Source organism: Bradyrhizobium sp. CCGUVB1N3 (assembly GCF_024199925.1).
Lineage (GTDB): Bacteria > Pseudomonadota > Alphaproteobacteria > Rhizobiales > Xanthobacteraceae > Bradyrhizobium.
Genome location: NZ_JANADR010000001.1, coordinates 7,262,862 through 7,283,197 on the forward strand (window position 1 = coordinate 7,262,862; position 20,336 = coordinate 7,283,197).

16 protein-coding genes and 7 pseudogenes are annotated in these 20,336 nt (G+C 59.5%); 13 read left to right on the plus strand and 10 right to left on the minus strand.

All coding sequences use genetic code 11. The annotated features are described in order from the left end of the window. The first annotated feature begins 331 nt into the window (after positions 1-331). Positions 332-1,048 (plus strand): GNAT family N-acetyltransferase, encoded by a 717-nt coding sequence (locus NLM33_RS34570; protein ID WP_371930012.1) that lies wholly within the window; start codon positions 332-334, stop codon positions 1,046-1,048. A gap of 95 nt (positions 1,049-1,143) precedes the next feature. Next, positions 1,144-1,296 (plus strand): annotated as a pseudogene (locus tag NLM33_RS49750) (transposase); the annotation flags it as partial. 79 nt (positions 1,297-1,375) lie between these two features. Here the strand turns inward: NLM33_RS49750 and NLM33_RS34580 are convergent. Both NLM33_RS34580 and NLM33_RS34585 read right to left on the minus strand, forming a co-directional pair. Then, positions 1,376-1,861, minus strand: coding sequence for a hypothetical protein (locus NLM33_RS34580; RefSeq protein ID WP_254103009.1), 486 nt, complete (start codon positions 1,859-1,861; stop codon positions 1,376-1,378). Beyond that, positions 1,858-2,679, minus strand: a complete 822-nt coding sequence (locus NLM33_RS34585; protein WP_254103010.1) for a hypothetical protein — start codon at positions 2,677-2,679, stop codon at positions 1,858-1,860. The genes NLM33_RS34580 and NLM33_RS34585 overlap by 4 nt, the downstream gene beginning before the upstream one ends. 568 nt (positions 2,680-3,247) lie before the next feature. On the opposite strand from NLM33_RS34585, the pseudogene NLM33_RS34590 reads away from it, so the two are divergent. Then, a pseudogene (locus NLM33_RS34590) lies at positions 3,248-3,496 on the plus strand (hypothetical protein); the annotation flags it as partial. Beyond that, a pseudogene (locus NLM33_RS34595) lies at positions 3,423-4,271 on the plus strand (transposase family protein); the annotation flags it as partial. The pseudogenes NLM33_RS34590 and NLM33_RS34595, both read left to right, overlap by 74 nt. 341 nt (positions 4,272-4,612) lie before the next feature. On the opposite strand, the gene NLM33_RS34600 reads toward NLM33_RS34595, so the two are convergent. From NLM33_RS34600 to NLM33_RS34610, 3 genes and pseudogenes are all read right to left on the minus strand, one after another. After that, positions 4,613-6,775: a prolyl oligopeptidase family protein gene (locus tag NLM33_RS34600; protein WP_254103012.1), complete on the minus strand. Its 2,163-nt coding sequence runs from the start codon at positions 6,773-6,775 to the stop codon at positions 4,613-4,615. Positions 6,776-6,795: 20 nt separating this feature from the next. Further along, positions 6,796-6,933 (minus strand): hypothetical protein, encoded by a 138-nt coding sequence (locus NLM33_RS34605; RefSeq protein WP_254103013.1) that lies wholly within the window; start codon positions 6,931-6,933, stop codon positions 6,796-6,798. Positions 6,934-6,980: 47 nt separating this feature from the next. Next, positions 6,981-7,248: pseudogene (locus NLM33_RS34610) on the minus strand (insulinase family protein); the annotation flags it as partial. Positions 7,249-7,880: 632 nt separating this feature from the next. Here NLM33_RS34610 and NLM33_RS34615 point away from each other — a divergent pair. From NLM33_RS34615 to NLM33_RS49755, 4 genes are read left to right on the plus strand one after another with little or no spacing between them, the layout of a single operon-like run. Beyond that, positions 7,881-7,997, plus strand: coding sequence for a helix-turn-helix domain-containing protein (locus tag NLM33_RS34615; RefSeq protein ID WP_254103014.1), 117 nt, complete (start codon positions 7,881-7,883; stop codon positions 7,995-7,997). After that, complete coding sequence (locus NLM33_RS34620; protein ID WP_254103015.1) at positions 7,982-8,239, plus strand: hypothetical protein; 258 nt, start codon at positions 7,982-7,984, stop codon at positions 8,237-8,239. The genes NLM33_RS34615 and NLM33_RS34620 overlap by 16 nt, the downstream gene beginning before the upstream one ends. A gap of 26 nt (positions 8,240-8,265) precedes the next feature. Then, complete coding sequence (locus NLM33_RS34625; RefSeq protein WP_254103016.1) at positions 8,266-8,628, plus strand: SDR family NAD(P)-dependent oxidoreductase; 363 nt, start codon at positions 8,266-8,268, stop codon at positions 8,626-8,628. After that, positions 8,529-8,984 (plus strand): SDR family NAD(P)-dependent oxidoreductase, encoded by a 456-nt coding sequence (locus tag NLM33_RS49755; RefSeq protein ID WP_371930147.1) that lies wholly within the window; start codon positions 8,529-8,531, stop codon positions 8,982-8,984. The genes NLM33_RS34625 and NLM33_RS49755 overlap by 100 nt, the downstream gene beginning before the upstream one ends. A gap of 315 nt (positions 8,985-9,299) precedes the next feature. Here NLM33_RS49755 and NLM33_RS34630 read toward each other — a convergent pair. Both NLM33_RS34630 and NLM33_RS34635 read right to left on the minus strand, forming a co-directional pair. Beyond that, positions 9,300-10,385: pseudogene (locus NLM33_RS34630) on the minus strand (IS110 family transposase). Positions 10,386-10,503: 118 nt separating this feature from the next. Beyond that, the gene (locus tag NLM33_RS34635) at positions 10,504-11,571 is read right to left on the minus strand and encodes a YeiH family protein (RefSeq protein ID WP_254103017.1); all 1,068 of its coding nucleotides are present in this window, start codon (positions 11,569-11,571) and stop codon (positions 10,504-10,506) included. An 84-nt stretch (positions 11,572-11,655) separates the two neighbouring features. Between NLM33_RS34635 and NLM33_RS34640 the strand changes: the two genes are divergently transcribed. Then, entirely contained in the window at positions 11,656-11,946 is a 291-nt protein-coding gene (locus NLM33_RS34640) for a LysR family transcriptional regulator (protein WP_256570573.1), read from the plus strand. Between the two features lie 260 nt (positions 11,947-12,206). Here the strand turns inward: NLM33_RS34640 and metC are convergent, their stop codons facing one another. After that, complete coding sequence (metC, locus tag NLM33_RS34645) at positions 12,207-13,370, minus strand: cystathionine beta-lyase (protein WP_254103019.1); 1,164 nt, start codon at positions 13,368-13,370, stop codon at positions 12,207-12,209. 716 nt (positions 13,371-14,086) lie between these two features. Here metC and NLM33_RS49760 point away from each other — a divergent pair. The 4 genes and pseudogenes from NLM33_RS49760 to NLM33_RS34660 form a co-directional block, all read left to right on the plus strand. Beyond that, positions 14,087-14,239 carry a hypothetical protein gene (locus tag NLM33_RS49760; RefSeq protein ID WP_371930148.1) on the plus strand — a complete coding sequence of 51 codons (153 nt, stop codon included), beginning with the start codon at positions 14,087-14,089 and terminating at the stop codon, positions 14,237-14,239. 714 nt (positions 14,240-14,953) lie between these two features. Further along, the gene (locus NLM33_RS34650) at positions 14,954-16,318 is read left to right on the plus strand and encodes an FAD-dependent oxidoreductase (RefSeq protein WP_254103020.1); all 1,365 of its coding nucleotides are present in this window, start codon (positions 14,954-14,956) and stop codon (positions 16,316-16,318) included. Positions 16,319-16,339: 21 nt separating this feature from the next. Next, positions 16,340-17,344, plus strand: a complete 1,005-nt coding sequence (locus NLM33_RS34655; protein WP_254103021.1) for an ABC transporter substrate-binding protein — start codon at positions 16,340-16,342, stop codon at positions 17,342-17,344. 113 nt (positions 17,345-17,457) lie between these two features. Beyond that, positions 17,458-17,547 (plus strand): annotated as a pseudogene (locus NLM33_RS34660) (ABC transporter ATP-binding protein); the annotation flags it as partial. Here the strand turns inward: NLM33_RS34660 and NLM33_RS34665 are convergent. Continuing rightward, a pseudogene (locus NLM33_RS34665) lies at positions 17,542-18,430 on the minus strand (IS5 family transposase); the annotation flags it as partial. The pseudogenes NLM33_RS34660 and NLM33_RS34665 overlap by 6 nt on opposite strands. A 572-nt stretch (positions 18,431-19,002) precedes the next feature. Continuing rightward, a complete protein-coding gene (locus NLM33_RS34670; RefSeq protein ID WP_245288299.1) occupies positions 19,003-19,191 on the minus strand; it encodes a hypothetical protein in 189 nt (62 codons plus the stop codon). Positions 19,192-20,336: the final 1,145 nt, after the last annotated feature.

Sequence of the window (20,336 nt, forward strand, 5' to 3'; positions counted from 1 at the left end):
ATTGCTGATCTACGGCCTCAACGTGCGAGGCTTGCTAACTGCCCGGCGACAAAATCGGGAGCACGATTCAGGCGCAACTGTCCTACCGAGCGTAGACCCGCGATTTCCTCTCATCGCAAACTAGAAAAAGTCCCTGTGTCGCTCGCTACGAGCGGCGGTTGCAGGCTGCCGACGCTCGACGCGGACAAGCCAGCCTGTCTTAGGAAGGGTGTGATGACGCTCCTAGACCCAGGAAGCACCTAAGCTCGGCAAGAAGATGCAGAAGGTTAACCCGCTGACGAGCTTGGTCCCCAAGGATCGTTAACGCGACCGTCTGAGAAAAAAGAAGAGCTTGAAACAGAAACTAGATGCAGTCGACGAAACCTCCATTGGTGCGCTCTTCTGCGCACGTTCAAAGGGACTCGTCGTCCGTTCTAGCTTTGCAACTCTGACGCCCAGATTGAGACTTGGAACAGACATCATGACAGCGGAGACGGACATCAAATCTGCGCACGCAAAGATGCAGGCGACCACCGTCTGGACACTGGTGCTCGGCTTTGCCGCAGACCCGTTGGCTCGATGGAGCTGGCCTGCTCCAGACCAATATCTTACGAGCATGCCTCAGTTCGTTGAGGCCTGCGGCGGACGAGCATTCGAACATGGCACGGCATACGTGACGGGAGGGGGGCACGCCGCGGCGCTCTGGCTGCCGCCCGGCGTGGAGCAAAATGAGGTGGCACTCGACGCAATTATGGCTCACTCCCTACGTCCGGAGATCAGCGAAGATATGGCGCAGCTTCGGCTTGGAATGACCGAACATCATCCACCCGAGCCACATTGGTATCTGCCTCTCATTGCTACCGATCCGAACTGGGTCGGACAGGGGCTTGGCACATTGCTGATGAAGCACGCTCTCAGGCGATGTGATTCGGAGGGCACTGCCGCCTATCTCGAAAGCTCAAATCCGGAAAACATTCCCTTTTACCAGCGCCACGGCTTCAAGGTCATTGGTGAGATACAGCATGGTGATTCGCCGCGGCTAACGCCAATGTTGCGAACAGCCCATTGAGTGGAATCCGGCGAAGAGAAGTTTCGCATGCTCCAGTCCACTTTATGTCGGATTGGCCTTTTTACTGGCCGCCGAGATCCGCATGCTGCGCAACATCATGCTTTGTCGATCGGCGATCCCAGGCCCACGTCGAACATTCGGTGGCGACGCTGGTGGGGCAACGGATATTCGCCATCGCTCTCGGCTACGAGGACCTCAACGACCATGAGACGCTGCGCCACGATCCATTGATGGAGAAAACTCAGGAGCCCGCCGACCACGTTGAGGCAACGCCACGTGTCAGACCGAGAACCTCCCCCTTCAGGCTCCACAGTTGGTCGCAACCCATTAAACAGCAGGTAGCTCGACCGCGCCATCACGCCTTGTGAGACTGATCCCCGCAACGGCTAGCGCACGCGTAAACTCCTCGTGAGGATAGTAATAATGTTGGAATTGCTCAAAACTATCGAGGCGCTTCACCAGAGCATTTGCACTGATCTTTTCGTTGCCGAATTCGCCGTGCATATTGTCGATTATAGTTTGGCGTACTTTGGGCTCTACATTTCGCAATGCGTTAACCAAATATCCTCCCGGCCCGGTTCTTACTTCTGTGGACGTATAAGCGCCTGCGACTTTTACCGCCTCGATATGAGACGCCATCGAAACACGACAGGTGGGGAATACCCAGACGTTTAGATCCGATAAGGCCAGGAGATAAAGTGCAGCGAAGAATGAGAAACATTCCTCTATGTCTAAGAGTTGCTCGGGACGATTATCTGTCTCAGGCGTTGTTATTTTATTCCAAGTGGGCATGCCGATAATCAACGGCCTCACGGGGCATACGTCGTGCAAAGATACCTTGCGTGGTGCACGGTCGCCAACACGTCAAACGCAACGTCTTTGTTTAGACCGAGCATTGCTCCTGCTGAAAGATTTAGACCAGCTCTGGCTGCTCGATCCTGACTCTGCAGCCTGAATAAGAAACCATTACCATTCTTCACAACACGGAAATCATCGTCGATTCCGTACGCTTTTGGCCGGCGCGAAATATGTTGATTATACACAGCCTCATCGTATGTCTCTTGCCACATTATCATTCCGTCAGCGCCGCAGGCAGCCAGCGTCTGATATTGCGTTTCCGTAAGTGCCATTGTGCAAAACAACAGCTGACGAGCACTAGTTGGAGGGACAAGCGATCTCAGCCTCCGCAGGAGAACTGGAAGAGCATCACGGACAAATCGAATGTCGTCGCCACCAACTAGTTCGATATCCTCTATGCCCTTCTCAAGCAAATATCGAGCTTGAATATCAACGATTTCCTCATCAATTGCTAGACGGCCCATTTGCGTATTGTCGGCGCGCCAGCCGCAAAAATCGCAGTTGGATGCACATCGATTGGTGACTTCCACGGGAGACAGCGTGGTAACAGAGCGACCATACTTCCGCGTCCTGATACTGGCAGAACAGTCAAGAACCGCCGCCTTAATCTTCTCAAAATCGGGCGAGTTGATCGCACCAATGAACTCACTAAGCTCCGTAGGTAATAGAGGACGATGTTGCGCTTGGTCTAATATGTAAGCGGCCTCCTTGAGGGTTATTCCGACAGCTGCACTGGACGTCGTGCGCAGTTCATCAACTGGTACTTGGTACATATCGTCATCTTATTCTTCGGTGTTGGTATTCTTCGGTGTTGGTATTCTTCGGTGTTGGTATCCTTCGGTGTTGGTATCCTTCGGTGTTGCCCTTTATTTTTATGGTATTTGACCTCAGCCCCCACAGTCTCCTGCCAAAAGTGATAGGCCCCCTCCTTGGGAGCGGCGAAGACCGAAAGCGGAAGGCCGGCAAAACATGTTTGTGCGAGCGCGTTTGACGAGCTCGCTGCACGCGGTGAAACCTTGCTTGAAGAACGAGGGCTGGTCTTCGACGTGCTGCAACACTCGGTGATGGTAGTAGCGATGGTGATGTGTCACGGCGAAGGTCCAGCGGGCAGAGCAGCGCAGATTGCTCTCTTCACTCGATTCTCCTGATTTTCTGCTTGGGATGCGATTGATTGGATAGCGGTACGACGACTCCACCTGGTTTAGGGGGGCGGGATGAGCGAGACTCGCGCTTGGATTAGACAACGCGAGGGACACTCTTTCCATGCATCAAGACAGACATGATGCCGACTCCTATCAGCGGATCGAAGTGATTACGGGGGAGAGGTGACGGCGCAGTTGGAGCGATGCGGAGAAGGCGCGGATCGTGGTCGAGAGCGCCGATCCGGAGACGAGCATTTCCGAGGTCGCGCGGTGCAATGGGGGCAACCGTCAATCGGCGTTCAAATTTGGCTCTGACTCACTTTTGATGCAGTTTGAGAGATGTCTGGCGCTTTGGTTGGGGGAGAATCAGCGCCATGCAGCAAGCACTCCACCGCTCCAGTCTGGTGCCGCGTGGGTTTGTTGTAGAGAGTGCGTACTACGAAGGTGATAAGGCCGTTATTGCGGTCCGGGCGTCCGGAAGCGTTGGTCTGTGTCCATCGTGCGGTATAGTTCTCGACGTGTTCATAGCCGATCTCGGCGACGCGTGACCGATCTGCCGCTCGCAGGGCGGGTCGTAGAGCTCTTGGTGATCGCCCGCCGCTTCCGCTGCGACGCAGTCTTGTGCGGGCGCCAAATCTTCACTGAGCGTTTCGCCGAGGAGGTTCTGGCGCCGTCGGCGCGAAGGACGGCGAGGTTGGACTCTATCGTCCATCATCTCGGTCTGGCGCTTGGTGGCCGACCGGCAGCCGGCTCCGCAAAACGGCTAATGCTGCCGGTGAGCAAAGACACGCTCCTGCGCGTAGTGCGACGCCGCAGCCGTCCCCCAGCTGACCCGCTCAGGGTCATCGGCATTGACGATTGGGCCTGGCGGCGCAATCACCGGTACGCCAGCATCATCTGCAACCTGGAGAGGCGTCGGATCGTCACGCTGCTGCCGGACCGGCGCCCGCGACCGTGGTGGAGGATATGGCGAAGCGGCAGCAACGGCCCTGCCGCGCGCTGTTCAGGTCGCAGATCGTTGGCATCTAATGGAGAGCGCCAGTCGAGCTTTCCTCGATGCCGTCCGCAAATCGATGCGCCAGATACGCACCGTCATCGGTGCGGCCACGATCGATCCCAAGCTGTTCACAGCCGCCGAGCGCCTCCAGTATGAGGGCTATTTGCGCCGCGAGGAGACCAATGCAGCCATCCTGGCTCTGTCGAAGCACGGCCTCCCGGTGCGGGCCGGGGCGGCCGAACCGTCCCCCGGTCAGCCTCGAGATCTCCCGGTTTCCGCGCGAGGAACGTCCATACATGCCAGGGTCTGCGACCACGCCGGGACGTCCAGGTGCTCGCGTTATCGCACCCGTCCGCGTCGCCTTCCGCTCTGAGTACAGCATCGGCTCCCGGAATAATCTTCTTTCGCGGCTCAATGGCTGGCCTGCATGCTCCCCTGCCGACGCTTCGCCACGCCCTCACGGACGCTGCCGCACGGCTCGGGGCCGATGTGGGACGCTACTCCTTTCATCGTGTTGGACTCTCACCATCTACTCCTTGCCGGCCTCCCGGCGCACACGCAGTAAGACTAAGGACGACCGAAGCCTGGTGGCAGGCGCATGTAGAGATTCTTGAGCGAAAAGGCGAGCCGATCCGCAGCCTCATTCGCGACCGAGGATCGCCTCGTCCCCGCCCCATGTCCGGCCTTCATCTGCACCTCGAGCAACACCGGCTTATCGGTGGCGGCCAACGCTTGCAGGCGCGCGGCGAACTTCAAGCTGTGCATGGGCGCGACGCGATCGTCAGTTTCTGCCGTCCCGATCAGTATGGCCGGGTATCGGCGGCCTGGCTGGATGTTATGATAGGGCGAATAGCTGCGCAGGATCGGGAACATCTTGGAATCTTCCGGATCGCCGTATTCCCGAGCCCAGAGCCGCCCGTTGTTGAATTGAGGGAAGCGCAATAGGTCTAGGACAGCCACAGCCGGGAAGGCGACAGCGAAGAGGTCGGGACGTTTCGTGATCGTCGCGCCGATCAACAAGCCCCCATTGCTGTAACCCAGCGCCGCCAGTTTCCGAGGGTTAGTGTAGCCAGCGCCCACGAGGTATTCGGCCGCATCGATGAAGGCGTCGAACACAGCCGGTTTGTTCTGCAACATGCCTGCCCGGTGCCAATCCTCCCCGTACGTGCCGTCCCCCGGCAACTGGGGGAAGGCAAAAAGGCCCCCCATGTCAATCCAGGCGACTTGCTCGGGGCGGAAGTCCGGCGGAAAGGTCAGGCCGAAGCCGCCGTAGCCATAGAGCAACGTCGGCGTTGCGCCTTTCACCAAGCCGCCCTTCCTGTAGGCGAGGAACATTGGGACGCGCTTGCCATCCCGGGTGGTGTAGAAAGTCTCTTCCACGACGTAGTGGGCAGGATTGACCGGCATTCGTGGCCGCCGTACGGGCGCAACCCTGCGAGTCGCGATATCGTAACGATAGACGCTGAAGGGCGTCGCGAAGCTCGTGTACTCGAAGTAGACTGTAGACGCGTCCTCAAGCCCGGCGAAGCCGCGCGCTAGGCCGGGACCAGGCAGGCTGACCTCGCCGTCCTGCACCCCGTCTTCACGGAAGACACGAACCCGCGACTTCCCGTGATGCAAGTAGTGCGCAAAGAACCGCTCCCCGCCGCAAGTGACCGCGAGCAGGGGATCTGTGGTCTCCGGGATGATGATGCGTGGCGGGTCGCCCAGGCGGTCGAGGTCGAAGGCGACCAGACGGCGGTTGGGCGCGCCTTCGTTGGTCAACACGTAGAACACCGCACCCTGGACAGCCACGAACCGATTACTGGCGAGCTGGTCCTGCTTCCCAATGAAGATCGGTTTGAATCCGTCCTTCGGCCGAGTCAGGTCTTCGAAGAGTAGCGTCGCCCCACCACCTTCGAACCCTGAGTTGACGATGAGGTAGCGACCGTCGGCAGAGACCGATCCGATGAACATGTGGTCCGGGTTGGCCTTGTTCTCATACACGAGTCGATCTTTGGCCTGGGGCTCGCCGAGCCGGTGGTAATAAAGCTGCTCGCCGACGTTGGGGGCGCGGAATTCTTCATCCTTCGGCGGCTTCGGGAAGCGCGTGTAGTAGAATCCTTGACCAGCGTAGTCCCAGGCAGCCGCGCCGAACTTGTTCCAGCGCACCTCGTCAGGGAAAACCTTGCCGGTCGCAGTATCGATAACCCGCCAAGTGCGCCAGTCGGAACCTCCGTCATGGAACGCATAGGCTACCAGCCGGCCAGTCCGCTCATAGGCGACGGCAGCGAGTGCGCTAGTCCCGTCCTTGCTCCACGAGGCCGGGTCAATGAGTTTCACGGGCTTTGAACGGTTGCTCCGGACGATCCAGAGCGCGGCCTGTTGATCACCGGGGCGCCGGCGGAAGAAGAATTTGCCTCTGTCCCGACGCATGGGTGCGCTCACCGTCTCGATATTGAGGAGGGCTTCGAGCCTGCGGTGGATCGCACGACGCTCAGGCACTCTTGCCAGATATCTCCTCGTCAGACGGTTCTCCGCCTCGACCCAATTGCGTACTCGGGGCGCGGTCCGAATGTCGTCCTCTAGCCACCGGTAAGGGTCCTCCACTTGGGTCGACCCATACCGATCGATCCTCGGAGCGGCGGCCGCGAAGGGGTAGCGCAGCGCGTCAGCCCCCGAAGCCGGACCGGTGCAGGCCAGGGCGGCGACGGCCGCCCCTATGGCCAATTGTCGGAGGCGGCGGGGCATACGCACACTTTGCTCATTTCTCAATCCGTACGCTCGTCAGTGAGATAGAAGAATTCAAGCGGGTCGCGCATCGTCGCCTTGGAGAAGTTAGGGGCGAAGCACAGCGCATCAAGCAGCGTCCAAGAGAGGCTCTCTTGTTTCTCTTCGAGAACAGTCATGGAGGTGGCGAGTTCGATTGATGGAGCGCGACTAGCCGTAAGGCACTTCAGTTCGACTTCGGCGCCGGCGCTGCGGCCGGCTGCGCCGCGGCCTGCGGGGCGCGGCCGACGACGACAGTCAGAAGGCCCTGGTCCCACAGCCGCTTTGCGGCCGGCCTGGCGCCGTCCAGCGTCACGGAATCGACGATGGCATTGCGCTTCTCGATATAGTCGATCGGCAGCTTGTCCTGCCGATATTGCAGTAGCGCCTAGGCGAGCTTGGAGGAGCTGTCGACTGCCAGCATCTGCGATGCCCTTGAGATAGGACTTCGCCTCGTAGCGAGATCCCATATCACCTCTCAAACACACGACGCTCGCGCCATCTGCAACGCAGCTCGAACGAGCGTCGTCGTGGCGTCGCTTCCACGCTGCGTGTGGTGTGCAGGATCTAGGCCAGCGGGTGCGATGCGCATCCCGGCGGTTTTTCGATCGCGATGTTGTCTGCCAGACAAGGCCTGTGGTGATAGGAACAAGCCGCACGTCTGTGGTCGAACACAAACGCATGCTGTAGGCCGGGACCGCGGATCGCTCGCGGCGGCACGCAACGGCGCCGGTGCGCCCCCAGACCATTGAGCACTGGTCCCCTCGAGCATGAAACGTGGCGGACCCACAACCCAGGACAAGCCCGTATGGTGCGCCGGTCTTCCGATGTCACTCTCGTCAGAGACGCTGGGTGCGCCGACGGACGATTTGAAGGCGAACGCCAATTCAGGTTCGACGCAAGGAGACCTAACGCGCTTGCGCTCTCTCCGTCCACAGGGCAACAAAGGGAGGCCGATGATGAGCACGAAGAAGAAGCTACCCGCCCATAGGCCGCGGCTCCGGGAATATATTCGCCGATCTCGGTCCTGCCGAATGCCGAGGAGCACCAGCTCAAGGCCGCTCTCGTTGTTCAGCCGAAACGACTGATGACGGACCGGGAGATCACGCAGACCGAAGCCGCCAAACTGGTCGATTTGAAGCAGCCCAACCTGTCCAAGCTGCTTCGGGGCACTTCAAGCTGGTTTCAGTGGAAAAGCTGCTAGGCCAGCAACAAGGCGTGATCCGCAAGGACGAAGACGCCGGCAATATGGCGTTATTCCTCCTCGGCGCCCACGCCCAGACCATCCGCCACATGCTGGCAACCGACTCATTCCAAGATGCGAAGTTGAAATACGTACTGCGGCTGCTCATCGAGGGTATGGTGGTCCGATCGATTCCGACGAAAGCAGCAGCTGTACGGCGCGCAAGAACTTCTTCCAAAACCAAATCGAAACGGCGGACGTAAATTTTCACCATCGGCGGAGCAGAGTCATGAAGGTTAGCAAAGGGCAGGTAGCGGTCATCACCGGAGGAGCTAGCGGCATCGGTTTTGCGTTGGCTCGAGAGTTGGCTCAACGCGGGTTGCGCATCATGCTTGCCGATGTCGAAATTGGCGCATTGAAGTCAGCCGAGCACCAGCTCGTGCAAGACGGCTTTGAGGTGGGTTCTGAACTAACGGACGTAACGGACTACAACTGGACTTTCGGCGTGAATTTGTTCGGTGTCGTTCACGGATTGCAGGCTATGGTCCCACGCTGGCGCTTGGAGAGGGGCACGTTGTTAACGTTGCCTCACTTGCCGGACTCGTCTCGGTTCAATTTAATTCGGCTTACGCCGCGTCCAAGCATGCAGTAGTTGCACTATCCGACAGCCTCGCAGGCGAGTTCGCCGCTCTTGGACTTCCGATAAAGGAATCGGTCGTCTGTCCCGGGTTTGTCGCAACACGCATATTTGAATCCGAGCGCAATCGGCCTGACCATTTGCGCGCCGCCGCTAGGACGCCGCCTGAATTGGCGGAAAGACTACGAGCTGCATTCGCGGAGCGCGTCTGGAATAATCCCATGTCACCTACCGAGGCCGCGTCGCGCATAGTCGCGGGCATCGAACGTGATGAATTCTACATACTCACCCATCAAGAGCAGAATGCGGCTGTGCTTAGCCGGCTGGCAGCGGTGGAAGGTGCGGTAAGGTCTTCGTGCCCGACATCCTGACACCGGATTCATGGCAGAAGGACTGCCTCGCGGCGTCGGCTTTATAGGTACACGCCCTTCTGCAATGGACCCGATGATGTCAAGCCTCCCGAGTGAACGTCACTCCGCCGAGCTCATGCTTCTGTCCGTGGTCAACGCCTAGCCGCCACATCATGCTGTCAGAGGGAGCGGTGAGCCTATCTAGGTACGCGTGGTTCGTCAGATGACGGCCACTGGGCGTGTAACGGCTTCACCGGATCCACCGTCCCGGCGACGGGACTTCGGGCACCGGGCTTCAGTTCAGCCCGGTTGCGTTCTTAATCTCCTCGACGTGTTCTATGCTGCGATTGGCCCCGCGTCTCCCCATCGGTAAGTTGTGCCGTCGACCCAGATCCGATGCAGGATCGCAGCGAGCTTGCGCGCCAGAGCGACTTTTGCGCGCTTCGAGCCTCGCCGCTTGGCGACGTCCATCCCCCAGCGCTTGAGTTTTGAGAACCGCGTGATGCGCGATAGCAGAACGTTGGCAGCCTCATACAAAACCGTGCGGACTATCTCGTCTCCGGCCAGCGTGATTCCGCCCGTGACATCCTTTTCCCCAACTGGTATTTCTTTTGGTATGAGCCCAAACAGCGCGCCTGCCGCCTTCGATTTTGCGATGCGATGGGGGTCATCAATCGCCGATTTGTAGGTGATAGCTACCAGGGGACCGACGCCTGGCACGGTCATCAGCCGGCGACAGACCGCATCGTCACGCACAGTTGCCAGCACAGCCTTGTGTAGCCTTCCGCACTCTGCCTTTAAAGCGGATCATGCCGAAAGCATCGCTGTAACAATGCGCTCCAATGTCGCCTGACCTGCAACTAACTCCCGGATCCGCGCTTCGAAATTCTTCCGTGTCACCGGGCCAACCTTCAGCCCAAAACCACGCAGTATCCCGCGGATACTCAACTCCACATCGATCAGTCGCCCAAGAAGCGGTTTGCGTGCGATCAGGAGGGCCCGGATCTCCTGCGCATCGACTGATTTTGCGTGTACCGGCCGGAACCGTCCCATCCGGATCAATTGGGCGATCTCGCCGCATCCTTGCGATCAGTCTTCACCGTCATCGCAGACAATGCGGCCCTCACATGCCGCGTTTCCAGCAGGACCGTTTCGTATCCTGCTCCTTTAGCCCCGCATGCAGCCATTGCGACAGTGGCCCAGCCTCCAGCCCGATCCGCTTCACTGCAAAGCCAGGCGTCTTAAAAAATTCAATTAAGGCGTCGGGTTCGCTCGCGACCTTCGCCTTCTTCAGGATGAGGTGCGAACCATGTTCATAGTCTCGTGGCGCGACTTCGCCGGACCGACGATTTTATCCTGGCCATCCACAACGCATACGCTCTTTAGTTCCAAAGACACATCGATTCCGGCATACTGTTCCATGGCTGTCCTCTGTCTCCAGATGCTTGGGGCCGACTCACCGTCGTGACCCCGTTTCATCATCTATCGGGGGACAGCCACCATCATCCCCCCTTGCTCGGAGCAGGGCCCATTACGGCATCTAGGTCGGTATCACGTAGCGAACGAGACAGAAGCTGACCGCGATCAAGAAGATGAGCGACAACGTTACAGCGGCCGTCACTCGGGCTCCGACCTGTCCGACGACGCGAAGATCCACGCCCAGGCCGAGCGCGGCCATCGACAGGACCGTCAAGACGCTGGCGATGTAGCGGATAGGCGAGATGAAGTTGTCGGGAATCAAAGATAGAGACCGCAATGCCGCCAGCGCGAAAAACACGATGATGAACCAGGGGACTGCTTCGAAGCGCTTGCGCTTCGACGGTCTCGCCGCCCCGTCAGTGCGCAGGCCTCGTGCCAGGTAGGCGATTGAAGCGACAACCGGTCCTAGCATCATCACTCGCACCAGCTTGACGACGGTACCGATCTGGGTGCTGACGAGGCTTGCCGGCATTGTAGCCGCCAACACTTGCGGTACGGCGTAGACGGTCATGCCCGCCAGTATCCCGTATTGAACCTCCGAAAGAGCAAACAGCGGTATCAGCAGGGGCAATCCGAGAACAACGATGACACCCAAAATAGCGGTAAAGGCGATCGAGGAAGCAATTTCATCGGAGTTCGCACCGATCAGAGGCGCCACTGCGGCAATAGCCGAGTTTCCGCAGATTGAGTTTCCACAAGCGACTAGAATGGCAAGACGGTTTGAAAGCCCCAGAGATCGGCTTACCGCGTAGCTGATCACGATGGTCAGAATGACAACGCAAACGGTCGCCACCAGTAGAATTGGACCAGAACCTGCAATCGTCGAGAACGTAATCGAGGCACCTAGCAATGCGACAGCAACTTCCAGCAGTTGCTTCGCGCTGAAGGCGATGCCTGCTCGCCAGCGTGTGCCCGGCGTCCAAAAGGTACGAATAGCCGTTCCGACGAGAATGGCGATCACGATCGCTTCTAGGTAGGGATGACCAAAGCTCGATTCCTGTGCCATCTGAAGACTGATCGCTACTGCAGTCACTGCAGCGCAGAGGACTATCCCGGGAAGAACTGATGCCGCTGAAATGGCTGAAACAGCTGGCGTGGACTTCTTGGTGCCATCGACTTGATCCGACATCTCGTTTCCTAGAGAGAACAAAATATGCGTGGCGCGAGCGATTTTGGAAAGTATCAATTTGTCATGAGCCGATAATGGGGAATTATGGCCCTCAACCTTCATTTGCTTCGGATGTTCGTGGCGATAGCCCGAATGGGCAGCTTTTCTCGCGCCGCTGAAGGAATGAATCTAAGCCAACCGGCACTGTCAAAGGGAGTGCGGGACTTCGAACTCCAGGTCGGCTGCCGGAAGTTGATTGTGTCTGAACATCATGATTTCGCTTGCTTCTTGAACTGCAATCACTGCTGCAGCACAAAGATCATCGATTGCATTAACGGTACGAACCGATCGAAGCATGCAGTAGATCGCGATGCCTTCGTACCGTTCTTGCTGTGAGGCGCGGCAAAGCCGCCGTTGGGAAAATGGTGCTGCGCGCAATCCACGAGATCATGCCAGTATCGCCGCAAATTCGGGTAAAAATGCTAACGCCAGCTGTAAGCGAGACTATCTGAACCTCATTACCGCTCCTTGGTTTGCTTGGCCTCGGCGCGACGTCTTGCGAAGGAGTGAAATGTGCTCGAGTTCGCGGCAACGACAACGGGGCGCCACGAAGCGAGTTTTGCGGCGGAACGACTCGTCGCCGATCCACTGCCAGCTCATATTGCACAGGCCTCCGCCGCTCGCATGGCCGCGAGAGCCTTTGTGAGGTCGGCAATGAGATCGGTAGGATCCTCAAGGCCAATATGCAGCCGCACCAGAGTGCCCGACAATGGGAATGGGCGGTCAGTACGCGTGAAGCCGGCCGGTAGGGCAAGGCTCTCATAGCCTCCCCAGCTCGAGCCGATCCCGAACAGCTCCAGCGAATCCATGAAGGCGGTCAGCCCGAGCTGAGAACGGGAGGCAAGCTCGACGCCAAAAAGTGCAGAGGATCCACTGAAGTCGCGTGACCAGAGCGTGTGCCCCGGATCGTCGGGCAGGCCGGGATGCAGTACGCGCAGTACGTCCGGCTGTGTTTGAAGCCAGCGCGCGACGGTGAGCGCACTCTGCATCTGGTGGCGCATGCGCACACCGAGTGTGCGCATGCCCCGTAAGACCAGATAGCAGTCATCCGGACTGGTCGAATAGCCCAGGTCCGCCACGACGTCGCGAATTGGTCGCCACCACTCCTCGGTCGTGGCGATGGTGCCCATCATCACATCGGAGTGGCCGCAGAGATATTTGGTTGCGGCCTGGATCGAGATGTCGACCCCCTTAGCGAGCGCGTCGAAGAAAAGCGGACTAGCCCAGGTGTTGTCGAGCAGGACGGGAATCGATCTTGCGTGCGCGGCTTTCGCGATGGCGGGTATGTCCTGCACCTCGAAGGTGAGCGAGCCGGGGCTTTCGCAGAATACGGCTCGCGTATTGCCACGAAACAGCGTGGCGATTCCGTCGCCGATCAAAGGGTCGTAATAGGTCGTCTCGACGCCGCTTCGCGCCAGCAAGCCATCGCAGAAGGCGCGCGTAGGTCCGTAGACCGTATCCACCATGAGGAGGTGATCACCGGCCTTAAGGACGGTGGTCAGAGTGGCCGCAATAGCAGCAAGCCCAGACGGCAGCACAATCGCGCGATGGCAGCCCTCGAGCTTCGTGATTGCCTGCTCGAGCGCGAATAGTGTGTCAGTGCCATGCATACCGTAACGAAGTGCCCCGAACCGGTCGGCGCGCGTCGCGTCGAAGGCGGCAAGATCCTTGAACAGGATTGTGGAGGCCCGCGATACCGGGGGGTTGACGGGACCGGTGGCGGCACGGCCGCTTCGGACGAGCAGCGTATCTTTTTTCATGGCGCAAACCTTGGAGTAGAGGAAGTCAATCAGCCGCGCGCGACGAGAGGCATCGGTTATCCTGCGAAGAGGCTAGTTCAGACTCAAGAAGTCGGCTTGATGTGGAGGCCGATATTCGTGGCACTCGGTGAGTGTCGTCTCGCATTGGTGCGGGACGCTCGTCACATGACTAAGCTTAGAGCCCAGGCTTCACAATCCAAATTTGTTGACGATACTCATAAGACAATTTGTTGTAGGTCTTAAGTGCCGGACATCGCTGTGCCAAAGCCTCGATCAGCCGCCGATTGCTCGCGCCGGGAGCTTTGACGAGGCGGTCTCATGTGTGCAGCGGCCGCATTCGGTGATGGCAGACACGCAAACTGATGAGGCCAAGCCACGACGAGTGTGACAGCTCCTCGATTGCGCGAAGTTGCTCTAGTTAATCAACAGGTCTGAAATTCGGGAACCACTCGTTCAATACCGTAAGCGGCAAAGAGACCCAACCTAGCGCAGTGGGTGAGTGATGGGCTATCGGCTGCTGAGTTTGTGATCTGAGCTTCTATGTCTGCGCCTAGTTCTGGAACTAAAACCTTCTATATGATCGAAGCGGTCGCCGAACGTCTAGAGGGAGCGCCGCGGCAGCTTCGCCGACGCTGGTCGGACGAGTTCTAGACGCAAGTTGTGACAAGGGGCTGGAGCGTGGCGCGAGCGTATCGGCCATCGCCGACCGGATCGGCATCCACCCGTCGCAGCTGTTCGCTTGGCGTCGTGATGCTCGGGCTGAGCAGCTTTATCGCTCGTGGCACTCGGATTGCGATGGTGCGGTGGCTTCTGTGGCAGGCGCAGTGATCGAGATTGCCATTGGCGAGATCGTCGTGCGCGCCGATTGACAAGCGGCCCACACGGACCGCTTGTCGTTTTGTGAATTGCGTCGGGCTCTCGTCAGCTTTTGGAAAGCTAGCCCGAATATAGAACCATTGAGGTTAGGGCGCGTGGTAGGGACAGCGCTATCTATCCAGAAGGGTCAGCGCCGAGTCGCGTCGCTGCTAACCTCAATTAGCAGCGCGGACGCGGTAGGGACAGCGCCTGATCCATTGCCCCCAAACCGACCCGGCGCCGAATCGCGCCTGCGCTGCTTTCAGTCCCAGACTGATCGTCAAGCCACTTGCGACGGCCAGCTCTGGTGGCTGTGCCAGTGAAGTTTTTCTGGGCGGATATATCCGACGGTCAGCTTCTGCCGCTTGAGGCTGGGGCCGTTGAAGTTAGCGTAACTTCGGGAAACGGAAGGTTGCTGTGGGCTCATATGCTTTCAATCCATTCGATGCAGGTTGGCGGCAGGCGTACGATGCCATGTTTCAACGGCAGGAAGTGGAACGGGACCCCCGGGGGGCGGTCATCAGGTGCGGGCTTTAAACTGAGCGGCTGCGCTCAAAAGGCGTGGTCGTGAGGCGTTGGATCAAGGGTGCATCTCAAGAGTGCATCTTCGGTCAGTTCCGCCGAATGGGATCAATCGTCTTGTGGCGCCACAGGGCTTTACATCGTCGATCCCTTTGTCGAGATAGCAAAAATGCCCGCCTTGGGCCTCAAACGATCGGGTTATCGTCTTGCAGCAAAAATCCATTCGGGAACCTGCGCGCCAGGTGCCGCTCTACGGCGAATATGAAGTGGTCGTGCTCGGTGGCGGGCCGGCCGGCATTGTTGGGGCCGCTTCAGCGGCGCGGGCAGGGCGGCGAACGCTCCTGATCGAGCGCTACGGCTTCCTGGGTGGCATGGGCACGGCCGCCGGCGTCACCAATTTCTGCGGCCTGCACGGCAATGTCTACGGCAGTCATCACCGTCTCGTCCACGGCATGGCCTCCGAGCTGCTCGCGCGGATCGATCGGCTCGACGGCCTCAACAAGCCGCATCTGATCCTCGGCAAGGTCTTTGCGCAGGCCTATGACACCGCGGCCTACAAGATCGCGGCCGACGATCTGCTCGCGAGCCACAAGGTCGATATCCTCTTCCACGCGCTCGGCGCCGGCGTCGTGATGGGCGATGCGCGCCGTATCGATGCGCTGATGGTCGAGACCAAGGCGGGACGGCAGGCGGTGCGAGCCGAGATCTTCATCGATTGCTCCGGCGATGGCGATCTCGCGGTCTGGGCCGGCGCGCCTTTTGAAGTCGGCGACGAGCACGGTCATCCGCTGTATCCATCGATGATGTTCCGCCTCAATGGCATCGATCCCGACAAGGCCGGCGAAGCCTGGCGCACCATTCCACAATTGATGGAAAAGGCGCTCGCCGCTGGCACGCACAGCTTTCCACGCAAAAGCGCGATCGTGCGGCCGCAGCGCCATGGCATCGAATGGCGGGTCAATTTCACGCAAATTGCGCGCGAGGACGGCCACGCCATCAACGGCATCGAGGCCGACGATCTCACCCGCGGCGAGATCGACGGCCGCAGGCAGGCGCTCGCCGCCTTCGAATTCCTGCGCACCGTGCCGGGCTTTGAAAAATCCTACATCGTCGATCTGCCGCCTCAGCTCGGCATCCGCGAGACCCGCCGCATCAGGGGCGGCTATCAGCTCAGCGGCGAGGACGTGCTCACCTGCGCCTCGTTCGAGGATTCCATCGGCGTCAATGGCTGGCCGATCGAGGCGCATGTGCCGGGCGACGTCGTCTTCACCTTCCCGCCGATCCCGGAATCGCGCGGCTACAACGAATTGCCGTATCGCATGCTGGTGCCGGAGGGCGTAGACAATCTCCTGGTCGCCGGCCGCTGCGCCTCCATGACCCATGAGGGCCAGTCGGCGGCGCGTGTCTCCGGGGCCTGCTTCGTGATGGGGGAGGCGGCCGGTTCCGCGGCAGTGCTGGCGCTGTCGGGCAACCATGTCCCGCGTGACATCCCGGTTGCAAAATTGCAGGAAACATTGAAACAACAGGGCGTCTTCATCGGGCGGGACCAGACCGTGCCAGAGGGCCTGTAAAGAAACGACGGAGGAAGCCGGATGGGTTGGGTTGCGCGGTTCGCGGGTGTGGGCTTGTTGGCGCTGACGACGATTGCAGCAGCGCAGGCCGAGGAGGCGCTGAAGGCCAAAGTCGGCGTGCTCCGGCTGTCGTCCTCCGCGCCGGTCTTCATCGCACAGGACAAGGGCTATTTCCGCGACGCCGGCCTCGATATCGAGCTGAAGTTCTTCGATGCGGCGCAGCCGATCGCGGTCGCCACCACCTCGGGCGACGTCGATTTCGGCGTCACCGCCTTCACCGCGGGTCTCTACAATCTCGCCGCCAAGGGCACGCTGAAGGTGATCGGCGGCATGAGCCGCGAGAAGGCCGGCTATCCCCTGATCGGCTATTTCGCCAGCAACAACGCTTACGCGGTCGGGCTGAAGACGCCGAAGGATCTCGCCGGAAAACGTGTCGCGATGACGCAGGTCGGATCATCCTTTCACTATTCGCTCGGCCTGCTCGCCGACAAATACGGCTTCAAGCTGTCGGACGTGAAGATCGTGCCGCTGCAATCACTGTCGAATGCGGCGGCCGCGCTGAAGGGCGAAACCGTCGACGCCGCGCTGCTTCCCATCTCCACCGCACGAAAGCTGATGGACGAAGGCGGCGCGAAATTCCTGGGCTGGGTCGGCGACGAAACGCCCTGGCAATTGGGCGCCGTGTTTGCTTCGCCCAAGACGCTCGCCAACAAGGCGCTGGTGACGAAGCTGCTTGGCGCGCTCGCCAAGGCCGATCGCGAATATCACGACGTCATCCTCGCCGCGATGAAGGACGGCACCGTACCGATCAACGACAAGACCAGGCCGCTGCTCGAGATCATCGCAAAGTACACCAACCTGCCGGTCGAGCAGGTGGTCGGCAATTGCGCCTATATCGATCCGGACGGCAAGCTGGACGTGAAGAACGTCGACAACCAGATCAAATGGCTGCAAGCGCAGGGCTTCGCCGACAAGGGCTTCGACGCGGACGCGATCATCGACAAGGACTACGTGAAGGCGGATTGATTTTTCTCGTCATTCCGGGGCGATGCGAAGCATCGAGCCCGGAATCTCGAGGTTCCGGGTCTGGTCCTTCGGACCATCCCGGAACGACGGAGTTGGAAGACGGATGACACCGAATGGACCTGATCGCCAACCACATCACCCATCGCTTCGGCGAGCTTGCTGTGCTCGACGACGTCTCCTTCACAGTCGGTGCGGGCGACGTCGCGCAAGGAGTGACCGTCGTAAGGGTTGTCGGGCAGCGACCTAGCGTGCGGCCTTGCCGATGCACTCCACCTCCGGGGCATGAAAAGAATAGAGCTTCCAGCCGTGCTGGCGCTGCTGTTGCGAGCGGATCTGGCTGGCTCGGCCAAGCGGGAGTGCGAACGCCTCCTCCAGTGCTGGCTCGTCCTCGATCTTGCGACGGATGTCGCGGATGATCCGGCCCAGCCGGCTGCGCAGGATACGCAACTGCCGCTGATGCCGCCCGAATTGTTTGGCATGAGCGTAGCGACCCGCCATCATCGCGGCTGCCTTGGCCACGCGAGAATAGGATTGCCGCAGCCTGACGCCGTGCTGTCTCGCCAGGCGGTTGAGACCCCTGATGGCCGCATGCAAGAGCTTGGCATCAGTCGGAAAGGTGATGGCCTTCGGTTGCACCGTGGTGTCGACCGTGACGCGCTTGAGGTCCTGGCCGCGTAACGCGCCGGCCGCGTGCGCCACCCGCAGGCTCTCGGCCAGCAGCAACTCCAGCTTGTCGCCGAGCCGCTTGCGCCAATGGCTCAGGTCCGAGCGCTCGTGCGGGAAGGTGTGCTGGAAGAACTCTTCGCCGGTGAAGAACTGGAAATACGGATCGTGGACCCAGCGCTCGCACACCCCCTCATCGGACAGCCCGTAAATGTGCTTGAGCAGCAAAAGCCCGATCATGAAGCGGGTCTCGATCCCGGGCCGGCCGTTCTCGCTGTAGAGCGGAGCGATCTCGCCGTCGATCCAGTCCCAATCGACCTTGCCGGCGAGCAGAACCAGCTCGTGCTTCATGTTGATGATCTGGTCCAGCCGCGCCCGGAACAGGTCATTCGATCCCGTGGTCTTGTGCTTCTTCGGCCGCATCGTCTTCTCCGATGCACCACAGAATCATGGCCCGCAGCAAAAGGAAATCCAAAAACCAATTTGCAGGGTTTGGAAGCCTCAAGCCCCAAATCCCTGCAATCTCAAACGCCACCAAAACCCAAAAACAGAGTCCAGCTCAATCGCTTAGAGGCTTGTTCACGGGCGACTCGGTGACGGCCGCGACCTCCGGCCGCGGCTCTTGCAGCATGCGCTTGTGCAGCTTCTCGGCACAATCTTGCCGCTCCTCGTTCGACGGCAGCGGCATGTCGGCAGAGATTTGACTCGTATCTGTCCCTTTCGTCTCGTTCCCTTGACCTGGACAAAGCCAACGCCTGTCGGCCCCAAAAGCGCGTCGACGAAAGCCTTGTCAACTTCATCAACGGACGCAAACCCTTCAATGGTCGTCTTGTTGATCTGCAATTGCATGGCCACCGTGCGGGGATGGTGGCCGTGCAAGTCCCTCGAAATCCGCCAGCCAACTCGGTCATAGCTGATGCTGCCGGGGACTAAGTCCTAACAGTCCCATGCATAGCAACGCTCAGTGGGAACGCTTCGCGTTCGGATCACCAATCTCATTTGGTGGCGCCTGCTCCGGCGCGGTCGATGACCCAGGCCACCATGTAGCCCTTGGCCTGCTCAGCCTGCACGTGCCGGAGGGCCTCAGGGTAGGTTAGTAAGGGCTCCTGCGCCGGGTAGACGGCGCGGTCGGTCGGGGTGACAAAGTGATGGCAACACACGCGGTAGTCTTTAGCCTCGAACATCGGAATCCTCCTCTCGTCTCAAGTTGCGCAGCCATACGCTCGCACTTTCAAGTACTGCCCTTCCACAGAGAATGCGGCCTTTAGAAGACTACGTGCTTCTTCAACACTCTCTATAAGGCTGGTTCGGCCTGCCAGACAGAGATCGGCGATGTCTACATCGCGCGCTTGATTTTCAGCAGCACCCGCAAAGAAGTGCCGGGGTGTGTGTCATTCCAAAAATTCATCGTGTCGGGACTTCGATTTCCTGTTCGTCCGCACCTGCTCTGTCAAGCCTCAACCTTCTTGAACATTGCGACTCTAAGCCGTTGCCTCATGTTCGACTTTTTCAATCATCCAACAACGAGTGCAATTTAATCCACACGTCCATTCGCTCGATGGCGACTGAGCATGCTAGATCCCGACGGTCGCCGCACCTACTAGGATTGGTTGGCGTTCACACAACGCCGCGAGCTGTGAACCTAAAACCCACGCTTGGCTGTGGTACACTTGGAAAGTCCCTAGTCTTACTGAGTGTGCGCCGGGAGGCCGGCAAGGAGTAGATGGTGAGAGCCCATTACGATGAAGGAGTAGCGTCCCACTCGGCCCCGAGCCGTGCGGCAGCGTCCGTGAGGGCGCTGGCGAAGCGTCGGCAGGGGAGTCATGCAGGCCAGCCATTGAGCGTGTGCTGCAGCAGCGTAGGAAAGGAGAGTTCGAGATGAACGCCTAGCCATGTGCGTAAGTTGCGCGAAAAGATGGGGTGGGCCCCCCGGGGTCGGCGTACAGGCGCGGGCCTCAAACGAGTCCAAGCGGCTGCGCTCAAAAGGCGTGGTCGTGAGCGTTGGATCAAAAGTCCGAAGAGAATTCGGGCAGGTGAGCGTTCGCGAGACGAATGAAAATGAACCCTCGATGACGCGTCGAAAGCCGGTGAACGTTGCTAAAACCAGAAGCGCTCAATCTTCTGGGATATGCCTATCGGCAACCTGACTACTGGGTAGGCAGCAACCGGCGTAGAGGGGGCGTGAAGCGGATGCAGGCTTTCGCGTGGAACTGCAGGAACCAGACTCTGGATGCCAAGGGAGAAACTGAAGCGACCAAAATCGCGAGGCGAGAGCACCAATGCCAAAGTCTGGGGCGGGCCGACTCGTAAGAGCTTTGAAGGCTCTGTA